At 66.7% G+C, this 12,805-nt stretch carries 16 protein-coding genes; 15 read left to right on the top strand and 1 reads right to left on the bottom strand.

Features of this window, described 5'->3' with window-relative positions; all coding sequences use genetic code 11:
• Positions 1-80 precede the first annotated feature (80 nt).
• The 11 genes from SSKA14_RS12780 (at position 81) to SSKA14_RS24140 (ending at position 7,015) form a co-directional block, all read left to right on the top strand.
• On the top strand, positions 81-1,604 hold the full coding sequence (locus SSKA14_RS12780; protein ID WP_008266189.1) for a hypothetical protein: 1,524 nt from the start codon (positions 81-83) through the stop codon (positions 1,602-1,604).
• Positions 1,605-1,680: 76 nt separating this feature from the next.
• Positions 1,681-2,733, top strand: a complete 1,053-nt coding sequence (locus SSKA14_RS12775) for an NUDIX domain-containing protein (RefSeq protein ID WP_008268298.1) — start codon at positions 1,681-1,683, stop codon at positions 2,731-2,733.
• Between the two features lie 220 nt (positions 2,734-2,953).
• Entirely contained in the window at positions 2,954-3,244 is a 291-nt protein-coding gene (locus SSKA14_RS12770; RefSeq protein ID WP_005416648.1) for a RebB family R body protein, read from the top strand.
• A 43-nt stretch (positions 3,245-3,287) separates the two neighbouring features.
• The gene (locus SSKA14_RS12765; RefSeq protein ID WP_005416649.1) at positions 3,288-3,557 is read left to right on the top strand and encodes a RebB family R body protein; all 270 of its coding nucleotides are present in this window, start codon (positions 3,288-3,290) and stop codon (positions 3,555-3,557) included.
• A gap of 26 nt (positions 3,558-3,583) precedes the next feature.
• Complete coding sequence (locus SSKA14_RS12760) at positions 3,584-3,850, top strand: RebB family R body protein (protein WP_006446865.1); 267 nt, start codon at positions 3,584-3,586, stop codon at positions 3,848-3,850.
• Positions 3,851-3,910: 60 nt separating this feature from the next.
• A complete protein-coding gene (locus SSKA14_RS12755) occupies positions 3,911-4,183 on the top strand; it encodes a RebB family R body protein (RefSeq protein ID WP_005416651.1) in 273 nt (90 codons plus the stop codon).
• 69 nt (positions 4,184-4,252) lie between these two features.
• On the top strand, positions 4,253-4,489 hold the full coding sequence (locus SSKA14_RS12750) for a RebB family R body protein (protein WP_008265905.1): 237 nt from the start codon (positions 4,253-4,255) through the stop codon (positions 4,487-4,489).
• Positions 4,486-5,070 carry a RebB family R body protein gene (locus SSKA14_RS24270; RefSeq protein WP_008268234.1) on the top strand — a complete coding sequence of 195 codons (585 nt, stop codon included), beginning with the start codon at positions 4,486-4,488 and terminating at the stop codon, positions 5,068-5,070. The genes SSKA14_RS12750 and SSKA14_RS24270 overlap by 4 nt, the downstream gene beginning before the upstream one ends.
• Positions 5,071-5,118: 48 nt before the next feature.
• On the top strand, positions 5,119-5,466 hold the full coding sequence (locus SSKA14_RS12740; protein ID WP_006479484.1) for a hypothetical protein: 348 nt from the start codon (positions 5,119-5,121) through the stop codon (positions 5,464-5,466).
• A 20-nt stretch (positions 5,467-5,486) separates the two neighbouring features.
• Entirely contained in the window at positions 5,487-6,566 is a 1,080-nt protein-coding gene (locus SSKA14_RS12735; RefSeq protein ID WP_008268661.1) for a hypothetical protein, read from the top strand.
• 35 nt (positions 6,567-6,601) lie between these two features.
• A complete protein-coding gene (locus tag SSKA14_RS24140) occupies positions 6,602-7,015 on the top strand; it encodes a hypothetical protein (RefSeq protein WP_008268550.1) in 414 nt (137 codons plus the stop codon).
• Between the two features lie 56 nt (positions 7,016-7,071).
• On the opposite strand, the gene SSKA14_RS12725 is transcribed toward SSKA14_RS24140, so the two are convergent.
• Positions 7,072-8,568: a helix-turn-helix domain-containing protein gene (locus SSKA14_RS12725; protein WP_040007662.1), complete on the bottom strand. Its 1,497-nt coding sequence runs from the start codon at positions 8,566-8,568 to the stop codon at positions 7,072-7,074.
• A 432-nt stretch (positions 8,569-9,000) separates the two neighbouring features.
• Between SSKA14_RS12725 and SSKA14_RS12720 the strand changes: the two genes are divergently transcribed.
• The 4 genes from SSKA14_RS12720 (at position 9,001) to SSKA14_RS12705 (ending at position 12,753) form a co-directional block, all read left to right on the top strand.
• Positions 9,001-9,885, top strand: a complete 885-nt coding sequence (locus SSKA14_RS12720; protein ID WP_083797348.1) for an NAD(P)-dependent oxidoreductase — start codon at positions 9,001-9,003, stop codon at positions 9,883-9,885.
• A 101-nt stretch (positions 9,886-9,986) separates the two neighbouring features.
• Positions 9,987-11,126, top strand: a complete 1,140-nt coding sequence (locus SSKA14_RS12715; protein ID WP_008264873.1) for an SPFH domain-containing protein — start codon at positions 9,987-9,989, stop codon at positions 11,124-11,126.
• Positions 11,127-11,146: 20 nt separating this feature from the next.
• Positions 11,147-12,499, top strand: a complete 1,353-nt coding sequence (locus SSKA14_RS12710; protein ID WP_040007660.1) for a membrane protein — start codon at positions 11,147-11,149, stop codon at positions 12,497-12,499.
• Positions 12,496-12,753: a hypothetical protein gene (locus tag SSKA14_RS12705; protein ID WP_008266636.1), complete on the top strand. Its 258-nt coding sequence runs from the start codon at positions 12,496-12,498 to the stop codon at positions 12,751-12,753. The genes SSKA14_RS12710 and SSKA14_RS12705 overlap by 4 nt, the downstream gene beginning before the upstream one ends.
• The last annotated feature ends 52 nt before the right edge of the window (positions 12,754-12,805 follow it).

The following is a 12,805-nucleotide window of genomic DNA, read 5'->3' as shown; positions in this document are numbered from 1 at the left end:
CCGATTCCCGCAGTCTCCCCGTTTCTAGCATGCCCCTGAGCCGGCCATTCCCGGTCGCGCACTCGTGCAGGGGCATTCGCATGGCAAACATCGCAGAAGACGGCCAGCTTGGCTGGATCGTCAGCAAGCGCCCGACGGTCCAGGGCATCGACATCGGCAAGGGCGGCGAGGCGCTGCCCGACAACACGTATGGCATCGAGATCGAGTTCTGCACCCACGACAGCGTGATCTTCGCGTTCACCCACGTGGTCGCAGCTTGCTTCGACATCGCCGGCACCGAGCCATGGAAGCTCGAATCCGATTCCGGCAACGTCTTCGAACTCGTCACGCCGCCGCTGCGCTTCGGCGCCATTGATCAAGCCTACGCCTTCAAGGAACAGCTTGTGGCGATGCTGCAGGCGTCCATCCAGAAAGCAGAGACGCAAGGCGTCAACGCCATCACGCTCGGCGACTGGGCGGGACAGTTCGCACCCAAGCTGGTCGAACTGCTCAACACCCACATCAACACGGGCCAGCTGAAGCTGGAGCTGGTGGCACTGAAGGCCATCGACTATGCCAGCTGGAAGGAGGTGGGCGAAGGGTTGAACGTCGGCAATGTAGACGATGGCATCAACATTCCCGCCGGGCTGCTGTGCCACAAGCTGCGCAAGCTCGACTGGGAAAGCTATACCCCGGGCATCATCCTGGCCCGCTGCAGCAAATTCTGGTCCGAAGGCTACGCCTCGCAGATGAACCTGCCGATGACGCTCAGCGGCTACTTCCTGTACATGATGTACAAGACCCACGACAAGCACTACTCGCAAGCGGTTCGTACACAGCAGAAGCTGAGCGGCGAAAAGGCCGGGCAGAAGCTGACGGCCTGGTACTGGCGGCATGTGCTGCTGCAGGCGTGGTGCCGATACCAGCGTGCACTCGGTGTGGAACCGGAGGCGAGGAAGCTGTTCTCGCCAGAGGCGATTGGTCGCTCCGCCCTGCTCTACCTGGTGGTTGGAAAACTGCTGACCGGCGCCCTGGCCGAACTCGGGGAAGCGCCGCAGCTGGAGCTGCAGCAGAAGGCCTGGGATGCCGGCTCCACCCGCGCGATCGATGCCGACGAGCCGGAGGTGGCCCTGGGTGACTGGGCCCCGTACCACAGTGCGCTGAAAGACCTCACCGGCATCTGGCTGAAGGCCTCGCTGATGGATGTGATGCGCACCCAGAACCTGCAGACCTATACCTGGGCCGTCACCGAGCTGCCGCGGGTGCTGGCCAGGACCGAAGTGTGGGAGAACGCGCTTCTGAACTGGAAAGGGATGGAGCGGATCAAGGCGATGGGATCGACCATCGAATGGACCGACCTGGAAGAGTTCGCCGAGCCTGAGCGACGGCAGGTGCTCTACGACAAGGTGGTCGAGGTGGCCGGAAGCCTGGCCGAGCATCTGAAACACCTGTCCCCGGACAAGCCCGGGCCACCGGATCTCCCTGACGAGAAGGATCGGCCGTTCCTCGATCGGCGCAATACCCCGGCGTGGGAGGCCCGCTACGACACCCTCCTCCCGCCCATTGCACCGCGTGAGAACACGCGGAACGAATTCACCTACCTGATCGAGCATCGCAACCACTGACACATCGCCCTGATCCGCGCTGCCGCCCTTCCATCCACTGCGACAGGCACGACGCTGTTCCAATCGGAGAAACGAAATGACACAGGTCTACGCAACACTTCGCTCGGACGATCAGTACCTGATCGCACGCAAGCAGATCACCAATGCCTGGTGGAGCGGCTATGCCGCGCCGGTGCTGGTGGCCGAGGCGGCGTCCGCCCTGACCACGGTGGTGAACGTTGCCGCAGGCAGCGCCGTCAATGCCGGCGCGGTCGCCGCCATCAACGCGTCGCTGGTCAATGCCGTGCTTGCAGCGACGTCTGCGTGGCCTGCGGGGGCTGTCGCCAATGGCGTCGCCACGCGGGATGCCATCAATCTAGCGGCCGTTGCGGTCAACAACGCCGGCCAGGTCCTGGCGCAGCTACAGGCAGCACTGCCGACGGTACTGGCCGCCGTGGACCGGGCCGCCGCCATGGGGGCGGCCGATTGGGTCGCGGGTGGAGGGGCCGTGCCGGCCTGGGTCCAGCTTCAAAATGTAGGCATCCCCGCATGGCCGGACCCGAACCTGCAGGCGACCGTCAACGCCGCACAGCGGCGCATTTCGGGCTGGGCCGGCTCGCAATCGCCGCGCCTGGTCAACCAGGCCGGGCAGTGGGCACTGCCCGGGGGACGCATGTCGGATGCGGAAACCGCCGAGCAGGCGGCCAGGCGGGAATTCCAGGAAGAAACCGGGGTTGAGCTGGACGCAGGTTATGTGATGGCCTACCACACGCTGTTCCAGACCGCGCCGGGAGGCGCCGATTTCTACCTGGTCTGCTTTGACCTGCCCGGCGGCCAGGACATCGCGGACCTGGTGACACGGATCAACGCGAACCTGATGGCCCAGACCGATTGGCTCAATCGGCCGACCGCCGGGTCGGTGGAGGACTGGGAACTGGATGCGGTCTGCACCGTGGCGCAGCACGAGCTGAGCAGCTCTCTGGGGACACTCCAGCCCGTCTCGATTCCCGACACGCTGCGGCCGGTGCCCGTGCCGATGCCCGCCGGAGGGCTAGCCCTTGCGGCGTGGGAGCGCAGGCAGCGACGCTTTGCCGAGTCCCAGTCCATCGACTGGTACCTGCGCATGGCGCGCTACATTGAACAGCAGTAGGCGGCCGACGTGGATGCGGAGAAATCGATGATGCCGTGACGGCACCGCCCGCATCACCGCAGCCTTCTTCACACCATTTCCCCCGCATTCTCCGTCGATTCCACCAATCCAGCAGCAGCGCTTGTTTCTACTCTGCATCCACGGTGAAGCACACGCAGTTACGCACCACGCACCGTGACACTGGATACCACGCACTTCCACCTTTTCGCAGGAGCAGGACATGGCATTTCCAACCGCGGTAAACGACCAGATCACCGATTCGGTCACCCAGGCCAACACCAAGGTGCTGGGCGATGCGCCCGCCGTGGCGGTGGGCAATCTGTACCAGGCCACCGCACAGGCGCTGGCCAATGCGGCCCACAACGCGACCAACGCCCAGCAGCAGTCCTATGTGACCGCGCAGTCGGCCACCACCATGGGCGTGGCCACGCTGTACTCGATCGACACCGCCACCACGGCCGTGGCCAGCAAGGAAATCCTCAGCACCCGCGTCCGCGGCCTCGGTTCCTGATCCGTCGTCCCGTAGCTGATCCGCCAACCTCAAGGAGCTCGACATGGCATTCCCGACCGCTGTAAACGACCAGATCACCGATTCGGTCACCCAGGCCAACACCAAGGTGCTGGGCGACGCGCCCGCCGTCGCCATGGGAAACCTGTACCAGGCCACCGCGCAGGCGCTGGCCAACGCCGCCCACAACGCCACCAACGCCCAGCAGCAGTCCTACGTGACCGCGCAGGCGGCCACCACCATGGGCGTGGCCACGCTGTACTCGATCGATACCGCCACCACGGGTGTGGCCACCAAGCAGATCCTCGGCGCGTGATGCGCCGGCAGGCAAGGAGCTGAGCCATGGCATTTCCCACGGCCGTCAACGACCAGATCACCGATTCGGTCAGCCAGGCCAACCTGCAGGTGCTGGGCGTGGCCCCCGCCACGGCGATGGGCACGCTGTACCAGGCCACGGCACAGGCCCTGGCGAATGCAGCCCACAACGCAACGCTCGCCCAGCAGCAGATGTACGTCACGGCGCAGGCCGCGACCACGATGGGCGTTGCACTGCTCTACGCCGTCGATACCGGCGCCACCGGCGCCGCCACCCGGAAGATTCTCGGCTGATTCCACTAAGTGCCGGCAGTCTCCGTTCCTGTAGTGCTGTCCACCCAAGGAGTTTCCACCATGGCATTTCCCACCGCCGTCAACAGCCAGATCACCGATTCGGTTTCGCAGGTCAACACCAAGGTCCTTGGTGATGCGCCGGCCATCGCAATGGGCAATCTGTTCGTGGCCACCAGCCAGGCACTGTCCAACGCCGCGCACAACGCCACCAACAACCAGCAGCAGTCCTACGTGACCATGCAGGCCTCGACCACCCAGGGCGTGTCCACGCTGTATGCCATCGACACTGCCTCCAACGGCGTGGCCACCCGCGAAATCCTGGGTCTGCGCTGACGTGTCGGCCCGGCGTGACGCCCCCCTCAGCGCCCCCGCCCGGGCGGCGTCACGCCGGGCCCCTGTCTGATGGCCGCATCGCCTGCCACCGGCTACCTGCTGGACGCTGCCAGCGCCGGCTCGGGCCTGGCGATCGCCCTCGCCCCGTCATTCGCGATGTCCGCCACTTACCTGGCGATGGCCGACAGCCTTGGCCTGGCCATGCAGAACGCCGTGGCCAACCAGCAACGCGGCCAGGTCACCGCCGGCGCCAGCCTGGCCCAGGTCCTGGCCCTGATCATCCAGAAGGGAGCCGTTCCATCATGAGCAGTGAGAACACCGTCAACAGCCAGATCGTCGACAGCGTCAGTGCCGCCTCGACCCTGCTGGTGGCCCAGGGGCCGGCGCAGTCCTTCAGCATGCTCGACATGGTGATGCTGGAGACGCTGGGCACGGCCATGCACAACGCGGTTGCGCGCCAGCAGGGCGCGGGCATGGTCAGCAACGCCGCGGTCACCGCCGCCTGCGCGAAGATGATCAATGCCCCCTGGCCGGTGCCACCGCCGCCTCCGCTTCCCCCGCCGCCGCCGCCGCCGCAGGTCATTCCCCTGCCGGGACCGGTGCCGGCACCGCCTTCGCCCGCGGCGGTGATCGCCGCGGCTACCGCAGAAGGAAAGACCGCCATCAGCGTCCTGCAGGCACAGACCCACGGTGCCAGTGCCGACGCTGCGGCCGCCACCGCCAGCCTGCACACGCTCGAACAGCTTGCAGGCGACGGCGCGGCGCCCGCGCCCGGCCCTGCGCCCGACTCCACGCCCGGTCCGGAACCGGCAGCGGGTCCCGCCCACGACCCCGCGCCAGATTCCCCCTCCACCGCGGCCGCCGACGGCACCGACGCCACGCCGTGACCGTGCCGCGGCTGCATTCCGGCCGCCCCCGCCCATCAAGGAGCCCGTATGGACCCGAGCAACGTCAACGCCCAGGTCATCGATGTGATCAACCAGGTGCAGACGGCCACCATGGCCACGACCGTGGTCAAGACCAGTGGCGCCGGCAAGGCCTACCAGTCGGTGGCCCAGTCCGCGGCGATTGCCGTGCAGGACGCCGCCGACGCGCTGCGCAACGTTTCCACCATCGCAACCACCGCCGCCGGCGTGGCCATGGCTCAATACCTGGCGACGGGAGACGAAAAATATGCGAGGGTGCTCACGCAGGCGCAGACCATGATGCAGGGGGCCACCGACGACTTTACCCGCGTCGGCAGCGCCGCTGCGACCGTCCTCAAGGATTTTCCGGCCCAGTGAGGCCGCCAGGAGAGCCACGCATGAGCGTTTTCATCGACGGTCGCCCCGTTCCCCATCCCGGCCAGTTCAGTTCGCGAACCAAGCGCGTGCTGCCGTTCGTCGATGGCGGCCACTATTGGCTGCAGTGGGCCATCGATTCACACGAGCATCGATACGCCTTTGCAGACGAAGGCGCGATGCTCGAAGGCGTGCAGCAGGGCCTGCATGGTTCACGCATGGCCTGGCTTCCCAATGCTGGCCTGCAGGTGAGCCCGGTCAAGCTGCTCAGCCTTCACACTGACGAACTTGAAGCCTTGCGCCAGCTGGAAACGAGTCCGCCCAGCAACCTGCTGTCGAATGAAGTGCAGAGTGTGCTGGTCCGGCACGGCCTGCTGAGCAACAAGGAACTGGGCGCATACCGGCCCTTCCTCGCGGCCGTTGGCGTCGGCGACGCGCCGCTGCTGCAGCAGCTCGACTTCCGTGAATCGCTGGCGCTGTACCAGCTGGCGCAGGAACAGGGCGGCCATAGCCCGCCCAGCGAGGCCCAGGCCGAAGCAGCCCGTTTCGCCTTGCAGCACGCACGCAGGCCGATCGAATTCGCCGACTATTTCCGCTTCTACCTGCGTGCTTATCGGCCGGGGGGCAACAGCGACCTGCGCCTGGAACGCGCCACGCACGCATTGCAGACCCTGCTGCCGATGCTGTTCGGCTACCTGGACGGGCCCCAGCTTTCGCATCTTCCATCCCCCGAGCAGGTGCGCGCCGCCATTGCCGAAACACTGGCGGCAAACCGCCACATCGGCTACGCCCGCATTTCGCTGGCCGCGCAGCAGGTCGCAATGTTCCTGGGCGATGGCGGTGGGCTGCAGCTGGATGGCGAACGATGGCGCGAGGCCGCGCGCCGGCAGCTGCGCAGCGCACAGGCCTTCCTCGACAACCATCCGGTCTCGCGCGGCCAGCTGGGCCAGGACGGTGCCAGCGTGCTGTTCGCCATCGATGGCTCCAAGGAACAGGCGCGCATCCAGGTGGAGGACAACGTCATCACCCTGCAGGACTACCGCCGAACGCGCCGTTTCGCCGAGGATGAGGCCGAGATCGGCTACCAGGCAGACGCGCTGTGAGCCCGCCCTCACCCGCCCCCGGGCCCGATGATGGCGTGCAGGCAGCCACGGCCGCGCTGGCCACGGCCGCCGACGTGGCCGTGGCCGCCGGCCGTCAGGCCGCGCGGCAGCAGGCACAGAAGATCCTGGCCGATGCCCAGGCGGCATTGCGCCACATCCTGGGGGAGCGCAACGACGCCTCCTCCTCCCCAGCCCCAGAAGGAGTTCCTGCGATGACCTTCCCGATCCCACCCTCTCCGTTCCCCACGCCGGACCGTCCGGGCGGCAAAACCCCCATGCAGATTGCGCAGGAACTGGCCGACGCCGCGATGGCGGCGAGCGAGGAAGGCATCCGCCAGGCGATGATGGTCTCGCAGCAGGCCGTCGAAGCCGCCGCCGAAGCCGCCCGGCGCGCCGATGAGGCCGCCGAGGAAGCCGTACGCAGGGCCGCCGAAGCGAACGCCAGGTAGCGTCCGCTGCGGTGATGCGCACACCCCGGGCAGGCCTGAACCTGCGCCGGGGTTTTTCATTGTTCCGGTATGCGCCGATAGCTGCGCGGGCTGACCCCGACCAGGCGCCGGAAGCTCTTTTCGAAATGGCTGAGATCGCCGAAGCCAACCTGCAGCGCGACATCGGTGATGCGCAGGCGTTGCCCGCCCCGCAGCAGCTGCTTGGCGTGCTCGATGCGCTGCTGCTGCAGCAGCAGCTTGAAGGTGGTGCCCAGTTCGCTGCGGAACAGGAAGCCCAGGTGCGACTGGCTCACATGCGCCTGGCGCGCCAGATCGCCCAGCGTGACCGGCTCGGCCGCATGATCCTTCAGGTAGGCAAGCGCGCGCTTGAGGCCATCGTGCAGGCCGTCGTGCGACGGCGCAGGTGCCGTCGAAGCCGTGGCCTGCGCTGCTGCCCCGACCGCCTGCAACGCCTCGACCTCGGGCAACGGACGATCCGCGTCCATCGCCGCTTCGCCCAACATCAGGCCAGGCGCATGCCGCAGCAGGTCCTCACGGCGGATGCTGCGTCCGCCGGTCATCACCGCCAGGCGCACCACCACCCGTTCCATCTCCAGCAGGTTGCCGGGCCAGTCATGGCCACGCAGCGCGTCCAGCACGTCCTCGCTGATGACCTGCGGGTTGAACCCATGCATCTGCAGCGAGCGCGCCACCAGTGCGTCGATGTCGTCGATGCGCTCGCGCAACGGGGGAATGTCCACGGTGAGGAACTCCAGGCCGGCCAGCAGCGCCCGCGAGAACTGCCGCTCGCGCACACGCTGTTCAAGGTCGGCACTGGTGGAGGCAATCACCCGGATCGCGCGGGCCTGGCCGGACTGGACCGTGGCCGTCTCCAGGTCGCGGATGCAATGCGAGAGCTGCGCCTGCAAGGGAACAGGGAGTTCATCCACCTCGTGGAAGTACAGGCTGCCGCCGCGGGCGCGTGCGAACCAGTCCGCAGGCGTGTCCTGTGGGTGGGCGCAGTTGACCTCGACGAATGGCCCCCGCCGCCGCGGACCGCAGCTGTGCAGGGCGGCGGCCAGTTCCATCTTCTCGGTGCCGAACTCGCCGCGCAACAGAACCGGCAGCTGGCTGGCGGCAGCGCGCTCGACGAACTCCTCCATCCGCTTCAACGCGTCGCAGGCACCGACCAGCAGCAACGGACGGCTCAGGGCCTGTTCGGCCCAGGCTTGCGCTTCATAGCGCTTGATCAGGTGTGCACACCGATGCGCGAACGCTTCGCCCAGCGCCAGCGCACTGCTGTCCAGTCCACCCGCCTCGCCTTCCAGCTGCAGCTCGCCGAGTACCTCGCCGCCGTAGCGGATCGGCAGGCGCTGGCTGGCCCGCGCCGGATGGCTGCGCGTGGGCAGCGAAGCGTCCTGGCCAGGGGCGGTGTCTGGTCCATGCAGATGGACACGGCCCCCACGCAGGGCATGGTGTTGCGAAAACTCCTTGACGAACGCACCCAGCAGATCGGTCAGGGACCGGTGGGGTCGATAGGCGCGCTGCAACATCTCACTGACTTGCCTGTGCATTGAAACTCCCCTTTCGAATGGCAACCCGGTGCAGACGCACCAGGCGATCGCGCAGTGGCTACCGTCCCGGTTTTACTGCGTGATGCTGCGACGCCCTCGCCGTGTCTCGTGCCAGCCGCCGGACACGCAGGTGAACGCGCACGCAGTCCGCTCCCATGCCCCCAGGGGATTGCCGTCGGCAGGTCGACGATGCGGACGTTGGACGGATCCGGCCTCGTCCGCGCCCAACGGCACGCGCGGAATCCGGATTATCAAAAGGCAGTTTCAAGAAAATCGTGATGATAATCACGTGAATACCGCTTCCATGCGCTGCCCAACGGGGCATGACATCGTGACGCCGCATTTCCAGTGATCCCAGCCCGCGCCACACCACCGGCCTGCGCGCAGCGATCTGCGGCATGATGGGCGCCTTGCCACCACGGGTAGCCTGCCATGTCATTGGGATTCATCGGCCTGGGTGTCATGGGAACGCCCATGGCGGGCCATCTCGCGCGGGCGGGCCACCCCGTGCTGGGCTGGTCCCGTTCCGGCCGCACTGCCGCGGCGGCACGCAGTGGCGGGGTGAAGGTGGCCGCGCAGCTGGAGGACGTATTCGCAGCCTGCGAAACCCTCATCCTGATGCTGGCCAACGATGAAGCCATCGACAGCGTGCTCGATCGACAGGGCAGCGCGTTCGGCGAACGCGTGCACGGCCGCCTGCTGATCAACATGGGTACCAGTTCGGCGGCATATTCGCAGGCGCTGGGCGAACAGATCCATGCCGCGGGCGGCCGTTACGTGGAAGCGCCCGTCTCCGGCTCACGGGTGCAGGCCGAAGCGGCGCAGCTGGTCATCCTGCTGGCCGGCACCGATGCCGATCTCGCCGTGGCGGCGCCGCTGCTGGCACCGATGGGCCGGCAGACGGTGTGCTGCGGCAGCGTGCCGTCCGCCCTGCGCATGAAACTGGCGGTGAACCTGTACCTCATCACGCTGGTCACCGGTCTGGCCGAAGCCGTGCACTTCGCCGAAGCCCACGGCATCGAGCTGGAACGCTTCGCGCAGGTGCTCAATGCCGGACCGATGGCCAGTGACGTGTCACGGATCAAGCTGGACAAGATGGCCCGTGGCGATTTTGCCGTGCAGGCCTCGATCACCGACGTGTACAAGAACAGCGCGCTGGTGGCCGCCGCTGCACGCGAGGCAGGCATGCATGCACCGTTGATCGAGGCCAGCGATGCCTTGTTCGCACAGGCACAGCACGCCGGGCTGGGCGCGTTGGACATGGCCGCCGTGCTGGAGGTGGTCCGCGCCAGGCCCGACGCTGCCGGCCGGCGCTGACCCGGATTCATCTTCCGGCACTCCTGCCGTCCCCGGCCGCTGCTATATTCAGCCACGCTCGGCAGGCACGGTGCCTGCCCTCGAATCACAGGGAGTTGGACATGGGTCTGGTACAGGCGGTGAAGGGTGCGGTAGGCGGTGTGCTGGCCGACCAGTGGAAGGATTTCTACACCGTGCCCACGGGCCTGCCGTCCACGGCGGCCCTGTTCGCAGCGGTGCCGCACGGCACCAATGCCGGCCGCGGCTCCAACACCAGCGGCTCGTCCAACATCATCAGCAACGGCTCGAAGATCATCGTGCCGGAAGGCTACGGCCTGCTGCTGTTCCAGGACGGCGCGATCACCGCGTTCGTTGCCGAAGCAGGCGGCTATGAGTGGCGTTCGGACGATCTGAACTCGCAGTCGATCTTCGCCGGTGATGGGCTGGTCAGCACCTTCATCAAGCAGAGCTGGGAACGCTTCAAGTTCGGCGGCCAGCCCGGCTCGCAGCAGGCCGCCTATTTCGTGTCGTTGAAGGAACTGCCGGACAACCGCTTTGGCACCCAGTCGGAGATCTATTGGGACGACGGCTTCCTCAACACCCAGGTCGGCGCGGTCACCCGTGGCTCGTACACGCTGAAGATCGTCGACCCGATCCTGTTCGTGAAGAACTTCGTGCCGGCCAGCTACCTGCAGCCGGGCCAGGTGTTCGATTTCACCGACCTGGACAACGCCGCCGCCAGCCAGCTGTTCAATGAAGTGGTCGGTTCGCTGGCCCCGGCGTTCAGCCTGTACACGAACGATCCCGGCAAGGGCAACCGCATCACCAAGCTACAGCAGGATTCGATCGGTTTCGCGCAGAGCCTGTCGGCTGCGGTCGAGCAGGCGTATCAGTGGCAGAGCGATCGCGGCCTGGCCATCGTCAAGACCGCCATCGTTTCCATCGAGTACGACGCCAACACCCGCGAGCTGCTGAAGACCGTGCAGCGCGCCGACGCGCTGTCCGGCTCGCGCGGCAACTCCAACCTGCAGGCCAGCGTCGCCCAGGGCATCCAGTCGGCCGGCGAGAACGGCGGTGCGGCAGGCCTGGTCGGCGTCGGCATGGCCTCGGGCATGTTCGGTGTCGGCGGCATGCAGCAGCCGGTGACGCCGGCCGCGGACGATCCGGTGGCCAAGCTGAAGAAGGCCAAGGAAATGCTGGACCTGGGCCTGATCACCCAGAGCGACTACGACGCCCTGAAGGCCAAGGCACTGGGCCTGTAACGGCAGGACACGCAACGAACATGTCCGATCCCCGAAACGGCCCCCCGCCGCTGCCCGGATCCGCTCCCGCGACGCCGCCGCCCTTGCCGGCGGTGTCGTTGAATGGACCGGGTTCGCCGCAGGACGTCCCTCCCCTGCCCGGCAGCTTCCCGCTGGACACCTCGACGCTGCCGCAGGCCATCCGCGATGAAGTGGAAGCCCCGGACCCGGTCGCCATCGACACTTCGGCCAGCGAGCTGAAGGACGGCCTCAACCGCTGCCCGAAGTGCGGCGCCACCGACATCCGGCCCAAGGCCGGCACCGACATCCTGGTCTGCCTGTACTGCCGTCACGAATGGCATGGCGCGCGGGTCGAAGAGGAATTCGGGCTGGGCGAAGCCATCGACCAGCTGCGCGGCACCATCATCGCCTCCGGCGCGCGTGACATCGACGCCGATACCTCGGCGCTGATGACCTTCAAGTGCACCGGCTGTGGCGCCGAGGTCACGGTCAATACCGAAAGCACGATGACGGCGCGCTGCCACTGGTGCCGGCATGTGTTCGGCGTCAACGAGCAGATCAGCAACGGCGCGGTGCCCGATGCCGTCCTTCCCTTCCATATCAAGAAGGACGATGCGGTCGCGCGCATCCGCCAGTTCGTCGACAAGCGCAGGATGTTCGCGCTGAAGGCGTTCAAGGATGAGTTCACCCCGGAAAACGTGGTGGGCGTGTTCCTGCCCTACATGATCGTCGACGGCAATGTCAGTGCGGCCGTGGCCGGCAAGGGCGAGATCCAGACCCGGCAGTACACCGTGGGCAGCGAGAAGAACAAGCGCACCCTCTACGATGCCGATGTCTACCAGGTCGAGCGCCAGGTCGACTTCACCGTCGATGACCTGCCGCTGGAATCGTCGGCCGAACGCGGCAACCTGGATATCCGCACCAACACCAACAACATCATCAACACCATCCTGCCGTTCGACACCAAGAACGCGGTGAAGTGGAACGCCTCGTACCTGGCCGGCTTCACCTCGGAAAAGCGCAACCTGGACGTGGAGAAGCTGCGTCCGCGGCTGGAAGACCAGCTGCTGTCGATCGCCCGCGCGCAGGTGGAGGGTTCGGTGAAGCGCTACAACCGCGGCGTGCGCTGGGAGCAGGAGCAGCTGGAGGTGCATGGCACCCGATGGGTATCGATGTACCTGCCGGTGTGGCTGTACTCCTACCATCAGCCCGGCAAGAACGGCGGCATGCTGCACTACATCGCAGTGAACGGCCGTACTGGCGAAACCATGGGCAGCGTGCCCGTACAGCAATGGAAGATGCTGCTGGCGGCACTGGCCACCGGCACCGTCATTGAAGCCCTCGCAATTGCCTTCCTGGTGGCATCGACATGAGCGACGACAGTGGCCTCTGGCTGTTGGCGGCAGGTCCGGCCGGCGCAACTGCGCTGTACTGGGCGCTGTACCGCTATTACCGCAACACCGACAAATCGCATTCCTTCGAGCACGAGACCGACATCCAGGCGCAACCGGTCACCGGCTCGGACCAGAAGGTGGACCGGATCACCGGCACCGAGGAGAAGCGCATCCGCGGTGACAACGTGTATGACTATCGACGACGCGTGGCCCGGGTGAAACCCGATCGATAGAGCCATGCCTGGCTGCGGGGAGTGCCGGCCGCTGGCCGGCAGTCCCTCGTTC

The organism is Stenotrophomonas sp. SKA14, assembly GCF_000158575.1.
Taxonomy (GTDB): Bacteria; Pseudomonadota; Gammaproteobacteria; order Xanthomonadales; family Xanthomonadaceae; genus Stenotrophomonas; species Stenotrophomonas forensis.
Note: the sequence above shows the minus strand (reverse complement) of the source record. Positions and strands in the feature narration are given on the sequence as shown.